The sequence below is a fragment of the Arthrobacter ipis genome, from assembly GCF_014694315.1.
Classification (GTDB): Bacteria; Actinomycetota; Actinomycetes; order Actinomycetales; family Micrococcaceae; genus Arthrobacter; species Arthrobacter ipis.
On record NZ_JAAOXD010000001.1, the window covers coordinates 676,255 to 696,711 of the forward strand.

General features: G+C 65.5%; 23 protein-coding genes. 16 read left to right on the plus strand and 7 right to left on the minus strand.

The genetic code is table 11. The annotated features are described in order from the left end of the window. Positions 1 to 2: 2 nt before the first annotated feature. Both G9E11_RS03220 and G9E11_RS03225 read left to right on the plus strand, forming a co-directional pair. Entirely contained in the window at positions 3 to 1,337 is a 1,335-nt protein-coding gene (locus G9E11_RS03220; protein WP_190602849.1) for a M18 family aminopeptidase, read from the plus strand. Between the two features lie 244 nt (positions 1,338 to 1,581). Further along, the gene (locus tag G9E11_RS03225; RefSeq protein WP_190602850.1) at positions 1,582 to 3,012 is read left to right on the plus strand and encodes an amino acid permease; all 1,431 of its coding nucleotides are present in this window, start codon (positions 1,582 to 1,584) and stop codon (positions 3,010 to 3,012) included. A 117-nt stretch (positions 3,013 to 3,129) separates the two neighbouring features. Here G9E11_RS03225 and G9E11_RS03230 read toward each other — a convergent pair whose 3' ends face one another. Next, positions 3,130 to 3,465, minus strand: coding sequence for a YnfA family protein (locus tag G9E11_RS03230; protein WP_190602852.1), 336 nt, complete (start codon positions 3,463 to 3,465; stop codon positions 3,130 to 3,132). Between the two features lie 116 nt (positions 3,466 to 3,581). On the opposite strand from G9E11_RS03230, the gene G9E11_RS03235 reads away from it, so the two are divergent. From G9E11_RS03235 to rplI, 5 genes are all read left to right on the plus strand, one after another. Beyond that, positions 3,582 to 6,098 (plus strand): hypothetical protein, encoded by a 2,517-nt coding sequence (locus G9E11_RS03235; protein WP_190602854.1) that lies wholly within the window; start codon positions 3,582 to 3,584, stop codon positions 6,096 to 6,098. Positions 6,099 to 6,321: 223 nt separating this feature from the next. Further along, the gene (gene rpsF / locus G9E11_RS03240) at positions 6,322 to 6,627 is read left to right on the plus strand and encodes a 30S ribosomal protein S6 (RefSeq protein WP_190602856.1); all 306 of its coding nucleotides are present in this window, start codon (positions 6,322 to 6,324) and stop codon (positions 6,625 to 6,627) included. Between the two features lie 55 nt (positions 6,628 to 6,682). After that, positions 6,683 to 7,267: a single-stranded DNA-binding protein gene (locus tag G9E11_RS03245; protein ID WP_190602858.1), complete on the plus strand. Its 585-nt coding sequence runs from the start codon at positions 6,683 to 6,685 to the stop codon at positions 7,265 to 7,267. A 130-nt stretch (positions 7,268 to 7,397) separates the two neighbouring features. Further along, on the plus strand, positions 7,398 to 7,637 hold the full coding sequence (gene rpsR / locus G9E11_RS03250; protein ID WP_003800144.1) for a 30S ribosomal protein S18: 240 nt from the start codon (positions 7,398 to 7,400) through the stop codon (positions 7,635 to 7,637). Positions 7,638 to 7,655: 18 nt separating this feature from the next. Then, positions 7,656 to 8,108, plus strand: coding sequence for a 50S ribosomal protein L9 (gene rplI / locus G9E11_RS03255; protein WP_102972562.1), 453 nt, complete (start codon positions 7,656 to 7,658; stop codon positions 8,106 to 8,108). A gap of 236 nt (positions 8,109 to 8,344) precedes the next feature. Here rplI and G9E11_RS03260 read toward each other — a convergent pair whose 3' ends face one another. Further along, complete coding sequence (locus G9E11_RS03260; RefSeq protein WP_311764284.1) at positions 8,345 to 8,653, minus strand: DUF1801 domain-containing protein; 309 nt, start codon at positions 8,651 to 8,653, stop codon at positions 8,345 to 8,347. Between the two features lie 108 nt (positions 8,654 to 8,761). On the opposite strand from G9E11_RS03260, the gene G9E11_RS03265 reads away from it, so the two are divergent. Next, entirely contained in the window at positions 8,762 to 9,388 is a 627-nt protein-coding gene (locus G9E11_RS03265) for an FMN reductase (protein WP_190602859.1), read from the plus strand. A 37-nt stretch (positions 9,389 to 9,425) separates the two neighbouring features. Next, the gene (locus G9E11_RS03270; RefSeq protein ID WP_190602862.1) at positions 9,426 to 9,779 is read left to right on the plus strand and encodes a TFIIB-type zinc ribbon-containing protein; all 354 of its coding nucleotides are present in this window, start codon (positions 9,426 to 9,428) and stop codon (positions 9,777 to 9,779) included. Between the two features lie 49 nt (positions 9,780 to 9,828). Here the strand turns inward: G9E11_RS03270 and G9E11_RS03275 are convergent, their stop codons facing one another. Both G9E11_RS03275 and G9E11_RS03280 read right to left on the minus strand, forming a co-directional pair. Further along, a complete protein-coding gene (locus G9E11_RS03275; protein ID WP_190602864.1) occupies positions 9,829 to 10,395 on the minus strand; it encodes a hypothetical protein in 567 nt (188 codons plus the stop codon). 2 nt (positions 10,396 to 10,397) lie between these two features. After that, on the minus strand, positions 10,398 to 10,877 hold the full coding sequence (locus G9E11_RS03280) for a hypothetical protein (RefSeq protein WP_190602866.1): 480 nt from the start codon (positions 10,875 to 10,877) through the stop codon (positions 10,398 to 10,400). Between the two features lie 717 nt (positions 10,878 to 11,594). Between G9E11_RS03280 and dnaB the strand changes: the two genes are divergently transcribed. Further along, positions 11,595 to 12,977 carry a replicative DNA helicase gene (dnaB, locus tag G9E11_RS03285; RefSeq protein ID WP_190602868.1) on the plus strand — a complete coding sequence of 461 codons (1,383 nt, stop codon included), beginning with the start codon at positions 11,595 to 11,597 and terminating at the stop codon, positions 12,975 to 12,977. 10 nt (positions 12,978 to 12,987) lie between these two features. On the opposite strand, the gene G9E11_RS03290 is transcribed toward dnaB, so the two are convergent. Then, positions 12,988 to 13,962, minus strand: coding sequence for an acyl-CoA thioesterase (locus tag G9E11_RS03290; RefSeq protein WP_190602869.1), 975 nt, complete (start codon positions 13,960 to 13,962; stop codon positions 12,988 to 12,990). A gap of 152 nt (positions 13,963 to 14,114) precedes the next feature. Here G9E11_RS03290 and G9E11_RS20930 point away from each other — a divergent pair, with 152 nt between their 5' ends. Beyond that, on the plus strand, positions 14,115 to 14,939 hold the full coding sequence (locus tag G9E11_RS20930; RefSeq protein WP_246468658.1) for a hypothetical protein: 825 nt from the start codon (positions 14,115 to 14,117) through the stop codon (positions 14,937 to 14,939). A 4-nt stretch (positions 14,940 to 14,943) separates the two neighbouring features. After that, positions 14,944 to 15,498 carry a hypothetical protein gene (locus tag G9E11_RS20935; RefSeq protein ID WP_246468659.1) on the plus strand — a complete coding sequence of 185 codons (555 nt, stop codon included), beginning with the start codon at positions 14,944 to 14,946 and terminating at the stop codon, positions 15,496 to 15,498. 155 nt (positions 15,499 to 15,653) lie between these two features. On the opposite strand, the gene G9E11_RS03300 is transcribed toward G9E11_RS20935, so the two are convergent. Beyond that, positions 15,654 to 16,088: a DoxX family protein gene (locus tag G9E11_RS03300; protein ID WP_190602872.1), complete on the minus strand. Its 435-nt coding sequence runs from the start codon at positions 16,086 to 16,088 to the stop codon at positions 15,654 to 15,656. 156 nt (positions 16,089 to 16,244) lie between these two features. On the opposite strand from G9E11_RS03300, the gene G9E11_RS03305 reads away from it, so the two are divergent. The 3 genes from G9E11_RS03305 (at position 16,245) to G9E11_RS03315 (ending at position 18,759) form a co-directional block, all read left to right on the plus strand. Continuing rightward, positions 16,245 to 17,597 (plus strand): MATE family efflux transporter, encoded by a 1,353-nt coding sequence (locus G9E11_RS03305; protein WP_190602874.1) that lies wholly within the window; start codon positions 16,245 to 16,247, stop codon positions 17,595 to 17,597. A 48-nt stretch (positions 17,598 to 17,645) separates the two neighbouring features. Next, the gene (locus tag G9E11_RS03310; RefSeq protein ID WP_190602876.1) at positions 17,646 to 18,239 is read left to right on the plus strand and encodes a hypothetical protein; all 594 of its coding nucleotides are present in this window, start codon (positions 17,646 to 17,648) and stop codon (positions 18,237 to 18,239) included. A gap of 112 nt (positions 18,240 to 18,351) precedes the next feature. Then, entirely contained in the window at positions 18,352 to 18,759 is a 408-nt protein-coding gene (locus G9E11_RS03315) for a hypothetical protein (protein ID WP_190602878.1), read from the plus strand. Positions 18,760 to 18,773: 14 nt separating this feature from the next. Here the strand turns inward: G9E11_RS03315 and G9E11_RS03320 are convergent, their stop codons facing one another. Beyond that, positions 18,774 to 19,319, minus strand: coding sequence for a CGNR zinc finger domain-containing protein (locus G9E11_RS03320; RefSeq protein ID WP_190602880.1), 546 nt, complete (start codon positions 19,317 to 19,319; stop codon positions 18,774 to 18,776). A gap of 107 nt (positions 19,320 to 19,426) precedes the next feature. On the opposite strand from G9E11_RS03320, the gene G9E11_RS03325 reads away from it, so the two are divergent. Beyond that, positions 19,427 to 20,455: an EamA family transporter gene (locus G9E11_RS03325; RefSeq protein ID WP_311764298.1), complete on the plus strand. Its 1,029-nt coding sequence runs from the start codon at positions 19,427 to 19,429 to the stop codon at positions 20,453 to 20,455. The last annotated feature ends 2 nt before the right edge of the window (positions 20,456 to 20,457 follow it).

Sequence of the window (20,457 nt, forward strand, 5' to 3'; positions counted from 1 at the left end):
CCATGCCTCTCCATTCCTCCGCCGCAGAGCACATCCGGGACCTGGGCGACTACGTCAGCGCCTCGCCGTCGAGCTTTCACGCCGTGCACGAGGGCGCCCGGCGCCTGGCGGAGGCGGGCTTCACCGGCCTGGACGAGCTGCAGCCCTGGGACGCCACGGCAGGGAAGTTCTACGTCATCCGGGACGGTGCGCTCATCGCCTGGGTCACGCCCGGGGATGCGGGACCCACCACCGGCTTCAACATCCTGGGCGCCCATACGGATTCGCCGTCGTTCAAGCTCAAGCCCAAGCCGACCACTGGCCGCTTCGGCTGGCTCCAGGCCGGCGTCGAGGTCTACGGCGGACCGCTGCTGAATTCGTGGCTGGACCGCGAACTGCAGCTTGCCGGGCGCCTCGTGATGCTCGACGGCACGCAGCACCTGACGGCCACCGGCCCGCTGCTGCGCTTTCCGCAGCTGGCCATCCACCTCGACCGGGCCGTGAATGAAGGCCTGACCCTCGACAAGCAGCAGCACATGAACCCCGTGTTCGGGCTCGGCGATCCTGGCGGGGAGGACCTGCTGGCGGTGCTGGCCGAGCGGGTGTCCGGCGAGGGCTCGCCGGTTGATCCGGCCCGGATCGGCGGGTACGACGTCGTCATCGCGGACACGCAGCCGCCTGCGGTTTTCGGGGTCAGGAGTGAGTTCTTCGCCTCCGGACGCCTGGACAACCTTTCCGCCACGCACGCGGGAATCACGGCGCTCATCGCGCACGCTGGCGCTTCCGACGGCGGCCCGGACGCTTCCGGGGGAACCGCGCCGATTGCGGTGCTCGCCGCCTTCGACCACGAGGAAATCGGTTCGGCGTCCCGGTCCGGGGCCTGCGGGCCGGTGCTTGAAGACATCCTGGTCCGGATCTCGGACGGGCTGGGCGCCTCGGCGAGCCAGCGGCGGCAGGCGTTCGCGGCGTCGTTCTGTGTTTCCGCCGATGCCGGCCACGCCGTCCACCCCAACTATGCCGAACGGCACGACCCCGTCAACCGCCCGGTCCTCAACGGCGGGCCGCTGCTGAAGATCAATGCCAACCAGCGGTACGCAACCGACGCTGCCGCGGCTGCCCTCTGGGCGCGGCTGTGTGACGAGGCCGGAATTCCCTACCAGGAGTTTGTGTCCAACAACGTGATGCCCTGCGGGTCCACCATCGGTCCGCTGACAGCCACCCGGCTGGGCATCAGGACCGTGGACGTGGGCGTTCCCCTGCTCTCAATGCACTCGGCCCGGGAGCTTTGTGGCGTGGAAGATCCGCACCGCCTTGCCCGGGTGACCGAGCTGTTCTTTGGAACTGCAGCGCACGCCTAGTGCGCACGCGACACATTTCCGCAGGGTTACAAAAATGCCTGTTGGGCAACCTGCGTTGCCACGTACGGTGTGTGGTTGGAAATGTGCCTATTTTGGATTGCCGTAAACTGTAACTTTGCACAGCCCGGACCAGCCCCCGGCTCCCTTAGTGTGAAACGCACAGTGTGGTCCCCGGCACAGCCTCCAGCCTTTGCCGCCCGGCCACCGCCCCAAAACCTGCAATCAAAACGAGGATGGCGCAGCCATGCACGCTGACCAACAACTGTCGAAATCCCTAAAGCCCCGGCACCTGTCGATGATCGCCATTGCCGGCGTCATTGGCGCCGGCCTGTTCGTCGGCTCCGGCGCGGCCATCCAGCAGGCCGGTCCCGGCATCCTGCTGGCCTACATGGCCGCAGGCATCGTGGTCATCCTCGTCATGCGGATGCTTGGCGAGATGGCGGCCGCGAACCCCGAAACCGGATCCTTCTCCACCTACGCCGACAAGGCACTGGGCCGCTGGGCCGGCTTCAGCATCGGCTGGCTCTACGCGTGGTTCTGGATCATCGTGCTGGGCATTGAGGCCACAGCCGGTGCCGCGATCATGCACCGCTGGGTACCGGGCATCGACCAGTGGGTCTGGGCCCTGGCGCTCATGATTCTGCTCACGCTGACCAACCTGGGCTCGGTGAAGTCCTACGGGGAGTTCGAGTTCTGGTTCGCCTCCATCAAGGTCACGGCCATCATCCTGTTCCTCCTTTTCGGCGTGGCAGCGATCCTCGGCCTGGTTCCGGGCGTTCCGGCACCCGGCCTGAGCAACCTGACGGGCAACGGGGGCTTCCTGCCCAACGGACCGGGGGCAGTCCTGGCCGGAATCCTCGTGGTGGTCTTCGCGTTTTTCGGTGCTGAGATTGCCACAATCGCAGCCGGTGAATCCGAAAACCCGGTTGAAGCGGTCAAGAAGGCCGTGAAGTCCACGGTCTGGCGCATCCTTGTCTTCTACATCGGCTCGATCGCGATCGTTGTCACGCTGCTCCCCTGGAACTCCGCCAACGTGGCCAAGAGCCCGTACGTCGCGGTCATCGAGCTGTTCGGCATCCCCGGCGCGGGCACCATCATGGACGTCGTGGTGCTGACCTCGGTGCTGTCCTGCCTGAACTCGGGTCTCTACACGGCCAGCCGCATGCTCTTCTCGCTCTCGCAGCGCGGCGACGCCCCGAAGTCCTGGACCCGCATCTCCAAGCGCGGCGTGCCCGCCGCAGCGGTGCTGGCCTCCACCGTGGTCGGCTTCATCACCGTGGGACTGAACTACATCGCCCCGGACACGGTCTTCCTGTTCCTGGTGAACACCTCCGGTGCCATCGCGCTTTTTGTCTGGCTGGTCATTGCCGCGTCCCAGCTGGTGCTGCGCCGCCGGATGGGGGCCGCAGCCAAGGACCTCTCGCTGAAGATGTGGTTCTTCCCCTACCTCACCTGGCTGGCGATCGGCAGCATCGTGGCGTTGATCATCGGCATGGTGATCCTGGATTCCACCCGCGAGTCGCTCCTGCTCTCCGTGGGCCTGGCCGCCGTGGTGGTCGGCATCGGTGTGTGGCGCTACCGCAAGGGTGGGCCGGGCCGGGCCGGGGTGCCGGCAGCCTCTGAGACGTCCGCCGAAACCGCTGATGCAGGCGTGGGGTCCGGCCCGGCGTCGTAATCACGCCTCCACACTCTGCGACTCTGAAGCACCATCCGCCCGGTTGGCCGTTTACGGCCCGACCGGGCGGATGCCTTTGTTTTTAAGTGAGCTTGTTTGGGTCAGCCCTGCCAGGAGTCAGCCCTGCCTGGGGGCGAACATGATGACGGCGACGCCGACGAGGCAAACGGCGGCTCCGATGAGGTCCCAGCGGTCGGGCCGGAAACCGTCCAGAAGCATGCCCCACACCAGGGAGCCGACGATGAAGACCCCGCCGTACGCCGCCAGGACCCGGCCGAAATGGGCATCTGGCTGGAAGGCGGCCACAAAGCCGTAGAGCCCCAGCGCCACGATTCCGAGCCCGGCCCACCACCACGCCTTGTCCTCGCGCACGGCCTGCCAGATCAACCAGGCTCCGCCGATCTCCGCCACGGCCGCCAGGGTGAAAAGGAGCACGGACTTCAGAATCGTCATGGCTCCAGTATTCCGCGCCGGAGTTGTCCACAGCACCGGGTCATATGACTGGCGCCGCCGCCGGATTCCCCCTAGATTCACAGCATCAGTGAGAGTCCGACAGAAATCTGGGGAAAATGTCGCAACAACCGCCTGTTTCCGCGCCCGCGGTGCCCGAGCTTCCGGCGCATCAGCCTGGAACATCTCCCGGCCCGCAGCCGGGCAATTCATTCTTCGATTTCCGCCTGCTTTGGACCGGCGCTGCCGCTGCGGCTGCCTCCTACACCGCGGTGTACCTGTTCAGCCTCGCAGCCGTACTGCTGTCCCTCGCAGGCATTGCGGCCAGCCAGGGCAACCCGGTTCCGGCACTGGGCGGAGCAATTGCCGCGGAGCAGGCACCGGACGCCTGGTCGCAGCTGGGCCAGCTAACCGCCCAGTTGGTGGCGATGGCGCATTTGGGCAGCGCAGGTACCGCCGTGGCAGGTGTGGTGCCCTTTCTTGGGTCCGTCCGGGGTGAGGGCCACCTCTATGGAGTCCCGTTGGCGGTGCTCCTGATCAGCGCGGTGGGCATCTATCTGGCAGGCCGTTTGGCCGAACTGCGGTTTCCATCCGCTGGCCGGCCGCAGCTCCTGCTGCAGTCCGCAGTCAGCGGCGCGGTTTTCGCACTGCTGGTCAACGGTGTGGCCGCGGCCGCTGCCGTCCGTTTCCCCGCCACGGGCGGATTCAGCGTCGATCCCATCTCAGCAGCCGGCGGATGGTCTGTTTTGGTCGCCTTCCTTCTTGCTGCAGGGCTGTCTGCACCGTCCCGGAACAGCATATATTCGCGGCGCGCGGCGTCCGCCGATGCATCGTTCCTTCGCGGAAAACTGAACCTGCCGCTCGCCGCCGTAGCAGTACACACGGCAGTTTTTTCGGTCATCGCCATCCCCGCGGCATGGATCACTGCCGCCGTTTCCGGGGGCTGGGCAGCCCTGCTCTCCGGCCCGCTGCTGATGGGCAACGCGGCCGGGTACTGCCTTGTGGCCGGCCACCTCGGAGGCCTCCACGTGCTGTCAGAAACGACGGCGATTTTCGGCGCGCAGCAGAGCGTGAATGAGGACCAGACCATTTACGGCTTCGGTGCTGATGCAGCGGGCACGGACCCTGCGGTCGCTGCGTGGGCGGCGCTGGCACTGGCATTGGTCTGTACGGTCATTTCCGGCCTTTGCGTTCTGCTGCGCCGGGGCACCGTTTCCAACGGTGACCTCCGGCAGTGGGCGCCCGTGCCCGCAGGATTCCTGGTGTTGGGGCTGCTGTTGCTGCCTCTCCTAACGGTTCGCGCAGACTTTGATGCGCCGGGACTCGCTTCCGGTCAGTACGTCCTGGCACCGGCTTGGTGGTCGCCGGCCGTCCTCCTCGGCTGGGGGCTGCTGGTTGAGGCTTCGGCACGCTTCCTGGCGCCTTACCTGGCGCCGGTGGTGCCGGCCGGGCTGCAGCGCCTGCTCCGCGTCCTGCCCGCCAGGCCTCAGGAAAGCGGGCCGGGTGAAGCCGGAGCACTGGTCCCCGTCACCCCCGAGGAAGGGCATGCGGCAACCGGCCCGGCGGCAACCGGCCCTGCCGCAACCGGCCCTGCCGTAACCCCTCGTGCAGAGCGGCAGCTTTCGGCCAAGGGCAGGAAGCGCCTGCTGGTGTCAGCCGCCGTCGTTGGTGCGGTCGCGGTGCTCGCGGCGGGGTCGGTGGTGACAATTAACGCGGTCAAGCCCGGCCCGGACCAGCCGGTGAAGGCCTACGCCCAGGCACTCATGGACGGCGACGCGCGGAAAGCCCTGGAAATTTTGGATCCCGACGTGCCCAATGAGGAGCGGGCCCTCCTGACCAATGAGGTTCTCGGCGCTGCGGCGAACCGCATTGACGGCTTTTCGATCATTTCCACCAGGGTTTCCGGTGACTCGGCGCAGGTCAGTGCCGAACTGAGGCAGGGAGGGCGCAAGTACGAGCAGACGTTCGCCCTCGTCAAAAAGCAGCCCGAGCTCCTGGACGACCATTGGCAGCTTGAGGCGTTCCCTCTGCAGCAGGTCACTGCCTCCGTCGATGTTCCCCTGGCGGCCGTCTCGGTCAACGGAGTAACTGTCCCCGCGGGTCAAAATGAGGTCACTGCTATCGGCACAAACATCAGTCTCCCGGCGTTTCCCGGTTCCTACTCCGTAGGTCTTCCGGACAGCGAGAAGTACCTCTCGGTCGAGGACCAGCAGGTAGTGGTCTCGGGCGGCTCGCTGCCACAAGCGCCGGAGACAGCCAGGCTCACGGTAAAGGCCTCGGATGCGCTGGTGGCGGAAACATCCCGCCAGGTGGCCGCCGCCCTTACCGCCTGCGAGAAGTCCACGGACATTGAACCGGAGGGCTGCCCGTTCTCACAGTTTGCTTTCGGCGATGTCCGAAATGTTAAGTGGTCGGTCACCGCCGACCCGGACTACGGGCTTAGCCGGTCGTTTGATGGCACTTGGCGGCTCAGCGGGGGTAAGGCCGGCGAAGCCACGGTGAGCTACGAGAGGAATGCCTCCTTCAGCAAGACAGACCCTGAGTGGGAAAAGGAGACCGATCAGGTGCAGTTCTATGTCAGGGGCAACGTCTCAGTCGAGCCGGACAAGGTGCTGGTGAGTTTGTCGCGCTTCTGACGCCCGGTTTTCCACATAGCCGGACCGGCACTCCCGCCCCGGCTGTCAGGGCCCATAGCCTTGGAGTTATCCGAATCGCGGAAACCGTCGCCGGTGCACTAAGATAGTGAAGTCTGTGCTGCGCCCTGGTCCTTCTTTGGCCGCGGGCGTGCACGGCATCGCAAATGAACCTCCTGTTACGGAAATACCGTAACCGCTTAGCCCAAAGGAGGTGGGTTCACATATGCGTCCTTACGAATTGATGGTAATCATCGACCCCGAGGTCGAAGAGCGTACCGTAGAGCCGTCGCTTCAGAAGTTCCTGAACGTCATCACCAACGATGGTGGAACCATCGAAAAGGTTGACATCTGGGGCCGTCGCCGTCTGGCTTACGACATCAAGAAGAAGTCCGAAGGTATCTACGCCGTGGTGAACTTCACCTCGACGCCGGCTACCGCCAAGGAACTTGACCGCCAGCTGAGTCTTAACGAGACCATCATGCGCACCAAGATCACCCGCCCCGAAGAGCAGAAGGTTGTTGCTGAGTAATTTCAGCTACCAACTTTCATTCTTTACACCGCAGGAACGAACAAGGAGGCAGTAGATGGCAGGCGAAACCACTATTACGGTCATCGGTAATCTCACCAATGACCCCGAACTGAGGTTCACACCGTCAGGTTCGGCAGTAGCGAACTTCACCATCGCGTCCACGCCTCGCACCTTCGACCGCCAGTCCAATGAGTGGAAGGACGGGGAAACCCTGTTCCTCCGCGCTTCGGTCTGGCGCGAGGCAGCAGAGAACGTCGCCGAGTCCCTCACCAAGGGCACCCGCGTGATTGTTTCCGGCCGCCTGAAGAGCCGTTCCTACGAAACAAAAGAAGGCGAGAAGCGCACCGTTATCGAGCTCGAAGTCGACGAAATCGGCCCGAGCCTGCGTTACGCCAATGCCAAGGTCAACCGCACCCAGCGCTCCGGCGGCCAGGGCGGTTTCGGCGGCGGCAACAGCGGCGGATTCGGTGGCGGTGGATTCGGTGGCGGCCAGGGTGGAAACCAGGGCGGCAACACCGGAGGAAACTGGGGCGGCGGCAACCAGCAGCCCGCAGCGCAGGAAGACCCCTGGGCCACGCCCGGGGTCAGCAATGCGGGCGGCGGCTGGGGCAACGGCCCGGATTCCGAACCTCCCTTCTAAACAACAAACCAAAGGTCCGGCGCAGCATGCGTCAGAGCGTTCCATACGGCACTCTCTGAGCACGCCGCAGTCGGACCACCACCATCCCGTGGATCACGATTCACGGGCTCCCTAGAATAGGAGCTCCACGATGGCTAAGGCTGAACTCCGTAAGCCCAAACCAAAGTCCAACCCCTTGAAGGCCGCTGACATCACTGTCATCGACTACAAGGACGTAGCATTGCTGCGCAAGTTCATCTCCGACCGCGGAAAGATCCGCGCCCGTCGCGTCACTGGCGTCACGGTCCAGGAGCAGCGCAAGATCGCCCAGGCAATCAAGAACGCCCGCGAAGTTGCCCTGCTGCCCTACTCCGGCGCTGGCCGGGGTTAAGGAAAGGGATTAACTAACATGGCAAAGCTCATTCTGACCCACGAAGTAACCGGTCTCGGTGCTGCTGGCGACGTTGTCGAGGTCAAGGACGGTTACGCACGTAACTACCTGCTGCCCCGCGGTTTCGCCCTGACCTGGTCGAAGGGTGGCGAGAAGCAGGTTGAGTCCATCAAGGCTGCCCGCGTCGCCCGCGAGCACGCTTCCCTGGAAGATGCTCAGAAGCAGGCCGCCGCTCTGTCCGCCAAGCCGGTCAAGCTGGTTGTCAAGGCTGGCGAAAGCGGCCGCCTGTTCGGCACGGTCAAGCAGGCCGACGTCGCCGACGCTGTTGAGGCCGCAGGCCTTGGCAGCATCGACAAGCGCAAGGTTGAACTGCCGGCTCACATCAAGTCGGTTGGTTCCTACCAGGCCAACGTCCGTCTGCACGACGACGTTGCTGCTGTGATCGAACTCGACGTAGTCGCAGGCAAGTAGTAGATCCGGCGTTTGCCGGGTCTGCTTCGCAGTCCTGAATTGCTGACGGCCCCCGCCGTCGAATTCCTCCGGGAAGCCGACGGCGGGGGCTTCGTCATTTCCGGCAGGTTCAGGCCGACTGCCTACTGTTGGTGCAGGACCGTGGCGCAGTATCGGTAGCCGATGCTGATCAGTTCGGCCAGCACGGCTTCATCGACGTCCGACAGCTTGTTGATATAGAGGCAGCCGCCACCCGTCTAGTGCTTTCCCAGACGGTCGAGGAGCGCGGCCGACTCCGGCGCATTCGTCAGGCCGTACAGCGAGAGGCTGGCCTTGCGGGGCGAAAAACCCACCGCTGCAGTGTCCCCTTCGCGCCCGGTGGCGTACTTGTAGTGAGCCCTGCCGAATCCGACGATGGTGGGACCCCACATCTCAGGTTCCTGACCCGTCAGTCCTGCCATGAGGGTACGCAGCCGCAGGGCGTCCTGCAGGCGCACTGGGTGCTCCACAGCCGCGATGAAGTCGTCCGCCGAAACCCCTGTCACCCGTGTCTTGTTTTCCGCCATGGACGCAGTGTACTGGGCGGTTATCGGGGTGGCGGAATAAAGGGCGGACCTGCCCGGTTGAGCGATTAGATGCAAATGCATATACAGCGCCAACCAGAGGAGACCGCCATGGAGACCCGCCGCATTACCGTTCTGTCCGCCGGGCTGGGAGTGCCGTCGTCGACGCGCCTGCTGGCCGACCAGCTGGCCGCCGCCGCCACACGGGAGCTGGCTGCCGCCGGCTACGAGGTGACCACCGACGTTGTGGAGCTCCGCGATCTGGCCGTGGACATCGCCAACAACTTCGTTACGGGTTTTGCCCCGCCCCGGCTGGCTGAGGTGATCGCCGGCGTCGAGGCCTCCGACGGCATCATTGCGGTCTCACCGGTGTTCAGTGCTTCCTACAGCGGGCTGTTCAAGTCCTTCATTGACGTCCTCGACCCCAAGTCACTGGACGGCAAAGCGGCCCTCCTGGGGGCCACCGGCGGAACGGACCGCCACCAGATGGTGCTCGACCACGCCATGCGCCCGCTCTTCAGCTACCTCCGCACCCGGACCGCCGCCACGGCCGTCTTCGCCGGACCCCAGGACTGGGGAAACGCGGACGACGGCGGCACCCCCCTTTCGGTGCGGATCGAACGGGCCGCGGCCGAGTTCAGCCACCTCCTGGAAGGGGGCCAGCCCGGCCGCAAACCCGCCCTGCTGGAGTCACTGCCCTTTGAACAGCTGCTGGCCGGGATCTCAGGCGGGCGGTAACGCGAACTAATCGCAGCACCCGCTCGTTGTGCCGGGCATGAAATGTCCCATTGATTCTTCAGACCTGGTCATGAGCGAACGCAGCGGCGTGGAAATCGACTACTGCCCGCAGTGCCGGGGTGTGTGGCTGGACCGCGGCGAACTGGACAAAATCATCGACCGCGTCAACACCGGGGCACCTGCGGCGCCCGTTCCCCCTGCACCGGCGTCACCTGCGCCCGGCATGGCACCTCCGCCGCTGTACCGCAACTTTGAACCGCGGCGTGAAGAGCCGCGGCGGGACCAGCCGCGCTACGACGACCGGAACTACGGCAAGGGATACGACCGCGACTATGACCGCCGCCGCCACAAGAAGAAGGAAGGCTGGCTGGGGGATCTGTTCGACTTTTGAGTGCCGCCGGGCCGGGCAGCCGGCGGCAGTTAGTTGTTCAGCAAGGCAATTAGTCGTCCAGCAGGGCGATGAATTCGCGCGCCTGTTTCAGCGTGATGTCCGAATGCCGGGTCAGCGCGTTGGCAGCTGCTTCGATATTGCCGCTCTTGGCGAGTGTGCGGATGCGGCCGTAGATCTCGTCGTTGAGCATGTTGCTGCTGACCTCCCGGGTGACATCGCCTTTGCTGGCTATGGCCCGGTACCTGTACGGGAACCGCTGCGGTGGCTCGTCGTCGTCCTCGGGTTCGCTGGGTTGTTGGGCCGGCGATTGGAAGGGCTGCGGGTGGGCTGCCAGCGCGGCCACCGCGTCCCGTGATGCGCGCAGGCCCTGCCCTGAGACCTCGTAGTACAGCTTGATCGCAGCCATGGCCTGGCCCTGGGCGATGAGCGCGTACAGCCGCCGGTGTTCATCCTCGGACAGCTTGGCTGCGGCTTCCCTTGCCAGCTCTGCGGACTCCACAGGCGGTTTGGCCGGCTCCCTGACCGTGCGCCGGCGGTGGCCCAACGCACGTGCCGTGATGGCAACGGCCACAGCAACGGCCACGAGGATCAGGAAGGGGATCAGGAGCGATTCCATGGTTACAGCCGATCTACATATTGCTTGGCGGTCAAAAGGTTGGAGTGGGTGGCCTGGCGCAGAAGCCTGATGGCCTGGACCTTCTGCCCGTTGCGCACCAGTGTCTGCAGCTGCAGCGCCAGCTGCGGGTTCAGCGTGGTCCCGGTGGCAAGTGCCGCAGGGTAGGAGCCGTGCGGGAAGTCGGCATAGTGGCTGGGATCATGGCCGGGGTGGCCGAGCGGAAGTGTCTGGCGATGGTCATGCTGCTGGTTCTGCTGTTGCCGGTTCTGGCTCGGCAGGGCCGCAGCCTCCAAGCGTGCCCGGGCCGCCATGGCCGCCTGAACCTGGGCTGCGTAGTGGGCTTGGGAACGCCTTGCCAGATCCAGCTGGTAGCGGTCCGCGTCGGACATGCCCCCATCACGCGGCTTCAGTGCCGTAGCGAGCGCCCAGAGGGCTGCGGCGAGGATAAGGGCAGGAACCAAGACTGTCAGTACGTCGCCCATACTTAGAGCTTAACGCCAGATCCGCGTTATCCACAGCATATGCCCGGCTGCGCATGGTGGGCTCCATCCGTGACGGCGGTCATGACCCCCGGGCGGCAAGATTCAGCCGTACGGCATGCGTCGGGGAGCGGACTCGGACAAATGCCGGTGATCCGTATCACAAAGTGGGAATGTAGAGGCCGAAGACGCCCACTGAGGTTGGAATTACTGGCCGGTATCCCCAGGGGACGCTTACGGCTGTGGATGAAGGTTTGCGCAAAAGATTATTTCGTCCACAGGAAAAACTGGACGTTTCCGCAGGTCAGACCCCATATATGCGGAAAAGAAAATGTCTATCCACAGCTTCCCCCACAGGCTGTGCACAAGCAGCGCTATCTTGTGCACACGTTATCCACAGAGGTGCGAAACTGCGGGCTTTGTGAGTGGGCAGACGGGCGCTAACGTAGCGGAGACACCCCATTCGGGTGAGTTTTCCCTTCCGGCCTGAAGACCGGAGCCAGCGGACAGCCGGACTCCGGGTGATTGGTGCTGCCCTGTGGAAAACCTGTGGATGAGGCGTCGCCGGGGTTCAATAGCCCGGACCGAAAAATGTCAGGGCCTGCTGGTGTAGTTGCATTAGCCCGGGCAGCAGTTTTGCTGCGCGGCTTACCCGCGGCACACGGCACACGCGCCGCAGTCCTCCTGCATGGACTGCGGACACAATGGAGGACAGCAGCTTTGTCAGTTACGCACCTGGACTCAATCGAAGGTACCCGCGGATCCGAAGGCAGCCGCAAACCTCCGCAGGACATCCCCGCCGAGCAGTCCGTCCTGGGCGGCATGATGCTCTCCAAGGACGCCATTGCGGACGTGGTTGAGATCCTGCGCGGGCAGGACTTCTACCGCCCCGCCCACGAAACTATTTATGAGGCCGTCATCGACCTCTACGGCCGCGGAGAACCCGCAGATGCCGTCACGGTGTCCGATGAGCTGACCAAGCGCGGCGAAATCAACCGGATCGGCGGACCGGCCTACCTCCATGAGCTCATTCAGACGGTACCCACGGCCGCGAACGCAGGCTACTACGCCGAAATTGTGGCCGAGCGCGCCGTGCTCCGGCGGCTGGTCAATGCCGGTACCAAGATCGTGCAGCTCGGCTACGGCCAGGACGGCGAAGTCGAAGACCTGGTCAACCAGGCCCAGGCGGAGGTCTACGCAGTCGCCGAGCGCCGCACCGCGGAAGACTACGTCGTCCTGAAGGACGTCATGGAGTCCACCGTGGATGAGATCGAGGCCTCCGGCCACCGCGGTGAAGGCATGGTGGGCGTTCCCACCGGCTTCTACGAGCTGGATGAGCTGACTCACGGGCTGCATCCGGGCCAGATGATTGTCATTGCCGCCCGGCCCGCCGTGGGTAAGTCCACCTTCGCGCTGGACTTTGCCCGCTCGGCCGCCATCAAGAACAACCTGGCCACGGTGATGTTCTCCCTCGAAATGGGCCGCAACGAGATCGCCATGCGCCTCCTCTCGGCCGAGGCCACAATCGGCTTGCAGGACCTCCGCAAGGGCACCATCAAGGACGAGCAGTGGTCCAAGATCGCCACCACCATGGGGCGCATGAATGATGCCCCGTTGTTCATTGACGACAGCCCCAACATGTCCCTCATGGAGATCCGCGCCAAGTGCCGCCGCCTCAAGCAGCAGCACGACCTCAAGCTCGTGATCCTCGACTACCTGCAGCTCATGAGCTCGGGCAAGAAGGTGGAGTCCCGCCAGCAGGAAGTCTCCGAGTTCTCGCGTGCACTGAAGCTGCTGGCCAAGGAACTTCAGGTCCCCGTCATTGCCCTGTCGCAGCTGAACCGTGGTTCTGAGCAGCGGCAGGACAAACGCCCCATGGTCTCCGACCTGCGAGAGTCGGGGTCCATCGAGCAGGACGCCGACATGGTGATCCTGCTGCACCGTGAAGACGTCTACGACAAAGAGTCCCCGCGCGCCGGCGAGGCGGACATCCTCATCGCCAAGCACCGTAACGGCCCCACCAAGGACATTGTGGTGGCCTTCCAGGGTCACTACTCGCGGTTCGCCAACATGGCGGGGGATGCCGGAGGCGGCGGCTTCTAGGCTGCCGGTGTCAGCCGCGCTGTGACTGCAGCAGGTGGTTGGGCAGCCTGTTCCCCGGGGCTGCCGCCCTGATCTCCAGGAGCTCCCGCGCATGGGCGTGGAGCCGCTTGTCCTCCTCGGACACGGGGGTCCATGCAGGGATGGGGACCGAAGTCCCCTCGGCGTCGCGGGCCACCATCACGGTGAGGCAGTAGGTGGTCAGGTTCAGTTCACGGCCCTTGGGGTCCCCGGAGCGGACATGTACAGCAATGTGCATGCCCTTGGTGCCCGTGTAGACCAGCCGGGCCTCCACCTCCACCACGTGGCCAATCAGCAGCGGCCGGTAGAACCGGACTCCGCCGGAGAATACAGCCACCGTGTCCCGGCCGCAGTAGCGGGAGGCGCACACATAAGCGGCCTCATCGATCCATTTCATGACGATCCCGCCATGAACTTTCCCGCCCCAGTTCACGTCCGTGGGTGCCGCCATAAACCGCAGGACGACGCGCTCGGCGGTGCCGGCATCGGTATATTCCTGGGCGCTCATGGCTTCGACGATCTGTTCTCGGATACCAATCCGCGCCAGGGCGTGGTCCCGCTGTTCCAGTTCTTCCGCCGTCATTGGCTCGAACTGCTTTACCGGGATGGGTTTCCCGTCCTCGCCAACCGCCACAAAAATCACCATGCACTGGCTCCGCATGGTGGCCGGCCCGCCTTTGGGGTCCCCGGAGGAGACCACCGTCCGGATGTGCATGGAGGAGCGGCCCGTGTAGACGATGGTGGCGGTGACCTCCACCATGTCGCCGATGTTCACCGGGTCGGCGAAATGGATGTTCCCCACGTAAGCGGTGACGCAGTAGGACTTGGCCCAGCCCACGGCGGCCGCATAGGCCGCCTTGTCCACCCACTCGAGCACGGTTCCGGCGTCGACGGATCCGCTGTGGCCCACGTCCATGGGGGCGGCAAGGAAGCGGAGGGTTACTGAATTGGCGGCAGTCTCGCTCATGGTCGCAGTTTACTGACCGCAGTCCTCGGGGCAGATCCGGGCCTTCACAAACGCGCTCCCGCCCGCCATAAGCCCCGGTGGCCCGTGCCTCCGATGTCACGAACGGGAAAGGAGTGGCCGGTTCGCTCTTGATAATGATTATCATTAGTTCCATGTCATCGAAACGACCTGTTCTTCCTGCCCGATCTTCCACCCGCCGGCCCGGCCGCGCCATCGCGTCTTTCGCCCGGGCCTTCACGCAGCCGCTCGCAAGGCCGCACGCAGTCCGGTTGGTGGCGGCCTGCGGGGCTGCCCTCCTCCTGTCCGGCTGCGCAGGAAGTCCCGGTCAGGAGGCGGCCGAAAGTTCTGCCGGCACTCCACAGAACGTCGAGACCGCAGAACCCGCGGAACTTCGCGCCCCCAAACCACGCCTCGCGTACACCTACGAGGGCGGCATCCGAGTGCTGGACGCCGGGACCCTCGAGTCTGTGGCGGACGTCGAGCTGGACGGTTACAACCGCATCAGCCCGGCCGGGGACGGCCGCCACGTCCTGGTGGCGGCGGGTGACTCGTTCCGCGTCCTCGACGCCGGCGCCTGGACCGAGCGGCACGGCGATCACGGCCACTCCTACGCCGCCCAGCCCACGCTGACGGCTCACGCGTTCGCGGCGAGCAAACCCGGCCATGTGGTGCGGCACGCCGGAAGAACTGTCCTGTTCAGCGACGGGTCCGGCAAGGTGGAGTCCTTCGAGTCGGCCGCCCTCGGCGAACTGTCGGAGGACGGCCTTCCGGAGACGGTCACCTACACGGCACCCGAGGCCCACCACGGCGTGGCGGTGGAGCTGGAGGACGGGAAGCTGCTGGTAACGGTGGGCGACGAGGACGCCCGCAACGCCGTGGCCCTCCTCGCGCAGGCCGTGGGTTCGGGCCGCAAGGAGACGGGTCTGGAACGCAGGGAGATCCTCCGCAGCCAGCGACTGCCCCGGTGTCCATGGTGAGGCGGTGGCCGGCGAAAACACCGTGATCTTCGGGTGCGAGGACGGGCTGCTGGTTTTCAAGGACGGCAGGTTCTCCAAGATCTCCAGTCCTGACACCTTTGGCCGGATGGGCAACCAGGCGGGCTCGCCGGCGTCGCCAGTGGTGCTGGGGGACTACAAAGTGGACAAAGACGCGGTCCTGGAGCGGCCCACGAGGATTTCGCTGGTGAACACGGATACCAAGGCCCTGAAGCTGGTGGAACTCGGTACGAGCTATTCGTTCCGGTCGCTGGGGCGCGGGCCGGCCGGTGAAGCGCTGGTCCTTGGCACGGACGGCTCGCTGCACGTCCTCAACCCCGTGACAGGCGCCACGGTGTCCACGATCCCCGTCGTTGCCGCCTGGCAGGAGCCGGAGGCGTGGCAGGATCCCCGGCCAACACTGTACGTCCAGGGCTCCACCGCCTATGTAACCGAGCCGGCAAGGCGACAACTTCACGCCGTCGACCTGAAGACGGGCAAGACCGTCCGCACGGCAACGCTGGGTCACACCCCGGATGAACTGACGGGTGTCACCGGCTGACTAACTGACCGGCTGAACCAGCAACAGCCGGCCGAAAAACGAGTAAAACGACAAACGACGGCGGCCGCACCTGGAACCGAAGTCCCGGGCGAGCAGCCGCCGTCGTCGTTCCGTGGACAGTCACCGCTCTGGAGCGGTGCTGCATTCAGGGAGGGTTACGCCAGAACCTTGAGCTTGGAATTGCTGCGGCCGAACAGGGCTGCGTCCGCCGAGAGGCGGCCGGCTCCGGCAAGGGTGATGGCCGCTGCCCCGGCTGCGAGCAGGAGAACCAGCTCGTAACCGCCGGTGGCAACGAAGACTCCGGCCGAGGCGTGGACCAGGAAGAGGGCACCAAGCATGTCCAGGGCGAGCAGGGCGGCGAAGACGCGGGTCAGCAAGCCGAGGATGAGGGCGATGCCGCCCACCAGCTCCAGGGTGGCGACGACCGGGGCGGCGACCTCAGCGGCCGGAACCCCCATCTTCGCGAAGGATGCCTGCGTCCCGGCGATGGTGAATTCGCTGAACTTCTGCCAGCCGTGCGCGGCGAAGAGGAATCCGGTGATGACTCGCAGGATCGTCAGGGCTGTGGTGGTCTGGGTGGACTGGTTCATGGAGATTCTCACCGTTCGGTTCGATTGGGGGTTGTCTCTGTGGGTACGCGGTACGGAGCGCGTCAGCTGAAGCTTCCCTTCCACTGTCCCGAAGTTTTGTTGAAGTGTCAACTAATGTGTCGTGGTTATCTTTTTTGCGGCGGCTAGGCTGACTCCGTGCCCCAATCGCCTTCCGCCGCCGTTTCCACCCCAAAGCCCGACAGCCACGGCCGGGAAATCCTCCGGCTTGCCGTTCCCGCCTTCGGTGCGCTGATCGCCGAACCGCTCTTTCTGCTGGCCGACTCGGCCATTGTGGGGCACCTGGGCGTTGCCCAGTTAGCCGGCGTGGGGCTGGCCTCGGCGGTGCTGCACACCGCAGTCGGGCTGATGGTTTTCCTGGCGTACTCCACCACCCCTGCCGTGGCGCGGGCGGTGGGGGATGGCCAGATCGGAAGGGCGCTTGCCGCCGGGCGCGACGGCGTCTGGCTGGCCCTGCTGCTCGGGACAGCGCTGGCGCTGGCTGGGTTCCTCGCCGCCGAGCCGCTGATCGGGCTCATGGGGCCGAGTCCGGAGATCCGCACCTTCGCGGTGGACTACCTTCGCTGGTCCATGCCCGGGCTGGTCGCGATGCTGCTGATTTTTGCCGGCACGGGCGTGCTGAGGGGGCTTCAGGACACCCGGACGCCGTTGGTGGTGGCCACGGCGGGTTTCACGCTGAACATCGTGCTGAACCTGGTGCTGGTTTACGGATTCGGACTGTCCGTCGTCGGGTCTGCCGTGGGAACCAGCATCGCGCAGTGGGCCATGGCTGCCGTGTATCTGGTGATGGTGCAGCGCAATGCCCGTCACCATGGTGTCAGCCTGCTGCCCCACTGGCATGGGATCCGGGCCATGACCAAGGTGGGCTCCTGGCTCATGCTGAGGACCCTGAGCCTCCGCATCGCCATCCTCGCGACGGTGCTCGTGGTCACGGCTCAGGGTGCAGTGAATCTGGCTGCCCACCAGCTGGCCATGACAGTCTTCACCTTCCTCGCCTTCGCGCTGGACGCCCTGGCCATCGCCGCCCAGGCGCTGATCGGCAAGGAGTTGGGAGCCTCCAACCCCGGCAAGGCGCGGATCCTGACCCGGACCATGATCCGCTGGGGTACCGGCTTTGGGGTGGCCACCGGCGTGCTGCTCGCCGTGGCGGCTCCGTTCGCAGGGGCCCTCTTCACACCGGACGCCGGCGTTCAGTCGGTCTTGACCGCGGCACTGTGGGTACTGGCCGCGAGCCAGCCTCTTGCAGGGTACGTGTTTGTCCTCGACGGGGTGCTGATCGGGGCCGGCGACGCGAAGTATCTGGCGATTGCCGGCGTCGTAAATCTTGCGGTGTACCTTCCGCTGCTGCTGGCGGTGCCGCTGGCCGGGGCCGACGGCGCCGCGGCGCTGGTGTGGGTGTGGGTGGCCTTTTCGCTGGGGTACATGTGCGCCCGCGCCGTGACGCTGGGGCTGCGGGCCAGGACAGACCGCTGGATGGTGCTCGGCTCCTAGCCTGCGGTCCGGATTCGCCGGCACGGGCTGGCGCACTAAACTGGAGCGGTGACTTCCCCCGCTAAGCCTGCTGAATCCGCCGCGCCTGCCCCTTTGGCGGAGCTGTGGAAACCCGCCCTGCTGCGGGCTGCCGCGGCGCTGGTGTTCGGTGCTGTGACTGTGTTCTGGGCGGCTCCTTCCGTGACCGGGATGTCGCTGACGGGCGGGGTGTACCTGCTGGCCACCGGCCTGATCCTGCTGTGGGGCATTCCGCTGACCGGTTTCCGCCGCGAGGCGGCTGCCGGCCGCATTCTCTCCGCCGCGGGAGCTGCCCTGACCGGTGCCGGCGTGGCCCTGCTGTTCCTGCAGGGCAGTGTGGTGTTCGCCGGTGTTGGTGCTGTGGGGCTGGCCGTGGCGTCGGCGTCCGAGCTGTACCTGGGCATCAGGTTCCGCGGGCGGCACGTCCTGGCCCGCGACTGGCTGGCATCGGGAATCATCGGGCTGGGCACGGCCGGCACCCTGCCGTTCTTCGTGGGGCTCGGCCCGCATGCGCTGCTGGGCGTTGCCGGCGGCGGCGCCATCATCTCGGGCGTGCTCTGGATTCTGGCAGGCCTCTCACTCCGGCACGATGCGCGGGCGGCCGCGTCAAAGGCCGTAAACTAGTACCAAGGGTTCTACTCCTTGTAGAACAGCCGTTGGCTACCAGTACCCTTCAAGACCAGCACACAGCACAGCGGGCAGGCCGCATCCCGCCGCCCGCACGGGAGGAATCACCTTGGCACACCAGAAACCAGGAGCACCGCGCAATCTGCGGACCTCGGTCAAGGGACCCTTGATGTTCTCCGCCTTTTGGGCTGTGGTGGCGTTCTTCGCAGTGCTGATCTTTGCCTCCGGCGGCAGCGCCCGGTCGCCGCGGTTCGACCTGGCTTTCATTGCCGCCGGCATCGCCTTCATTGTCACCCTCGTCATCGCCGCAATGCTGTCCATGAGCTACAAGGACAACGCCGCGCACCTTGGTAAAGGCTCCGGGGTGAACCTGAGCTCGGCCCGGAAGTCTTCCCAGGGACACGGCGGCCACGGAGCTCAGGGAACCCAGAGTGAAGGAACCCGGCGGCGTCCGGATGCCCCGGGTGCTGGTACGGCCGGAACCGGTGAGTCCGGGCCCGGCGGCGGTGCCTCCTAACGCCCGACTGGTGCCTACTCCCCGCTGGCGTGGCGCGCACGGTAGGCAGCGACGTGCGCACGGTTGGCGCAGTTTCCGGTGTCGCAGTACCGTTTGGACCGGTTGCGGCTGAGATCAAGGACCGCCGCGTCGCAGTCATCGGCCGCGCACATGAGCATGCGGTCCATCTCCTTGCTGCGGATTACATCCACCAGTGCCATGGCGGCTTCGGTGCCCAACCTGTCCGCCAGCGGGGCATCGTGCGTGGTGGCGTGCAGGTGCCAGTCCCACTGGTCGTGCTTGAGGAGCTGGGGGAGTGCGCGGGCTTCCCGCAGGAGCCGGTTCACACTGGCCACGGCCGTATCCTCGTCGGCGGTCCATGTAGCTGCCAGTTCCGCGCGCAGTGCGTGGATGCTGGCCAGTTCGGCGTCGTCGTGGGTGCGGGAGCCGGTAAAGCCCTCCTGCCGCAGGAACTCGTCGAGGTCCTCCACGGTGGCCAGGCTTTCTGCGCCGTTAGCGGCAGAGTTGATGAGGTTCACCACGAAGCGCAGTGAGATTTCCGTGTCAGGGGCAAAAACCACCTTGACTCCTTACAGTGCGGGGCCGTAGTGTCAGGACCAATACCCCACTTTACTCCTGACGGGAGACCTCCGTGTCCGCATCGAACCGCCGCGCCAACACAGCGCTGATTTCTACGGCTCCGGCTCCCGCTCCCGCTGATGCCAGGGCCTCGGCAAAGGCTTCCGGCTTCCTTGCGTCAGGACTGGGCATTGCCCTCTTTTCGTCTGCCGTCTTCGGGCTTTCCGGCTCCTTTGCCAAGGCACTGCTGGAAACTGGCTGGACGCCGGGGGCCGCCGTCACGGCCCGGCTGACAGCGGCTGCACTCATCCTTGCAGTCCCTGCTGTTCTGGCGCTTCGCGGGCGCTGGACCCAGCTGCGGTCCAACTGGGTCACGATCCTGCTGTTTGGCCTGGTCGGCGTGGCTGCATGCCAGCTGTTCTACTTCAACGCCGTGGCCCGGCTATCCGTTGGAGTGGCGCTCCTGCTTGAATACCTCGCCCCGGTACTGATCGTCCTGTGGCTCTGGGTGGCCAGCCGGAAGCGGCCCCGCCGACTGACAATTGCAGGGACGCTGCTGTCCCTGGGCGGGCTGGTCCTCGTTCTGGACCTCACCGGTGCAGTGAAGGTCGACGTCGGCGGTGTGTTCTGGGGCCTCGCCGCTGCCGTCTGCTTGGCCATGTACTTTGTCATCACGGCCAAGCAGAATGAGACCCTGCCGCCCATCGTTCTCGCGTCGGGCGGGCTTCTGGTGGGCGCCGCGGTGATGTGGCTGTCGGCAGCCACGGGACTCCTGCCGATGGCCATCAGCACGGCCGACACTAAACTCGGCCCGTGGACCACCCCCTGGTGGGTTCCGCTGGGCGGCCTCGTGCTGCTGGCCACCGTACTGGCCTACGTTTCAGGAGTCATGGCTGCACGCGCACTCGGCTCCAAGGTGGCCTCGTTCGTGTCCCTGACTGAGGTCCTGTTCGCCGTGATCTGGGCCTGGCTGTTGCTTGGCGAACTGCCCGGCGCCATCCAGCTCCTCGGCGGCGTGTTGATCGTAGGCGGGGTACTGTTCGTCCGGCTGGATGAGCTCCGGGGAGCCAAAGCGGGGGACCAGGCTGCTGTGACAAAACCGCTTGACCACGCGAACGACGTCGAACCCGTCCCCTGAGC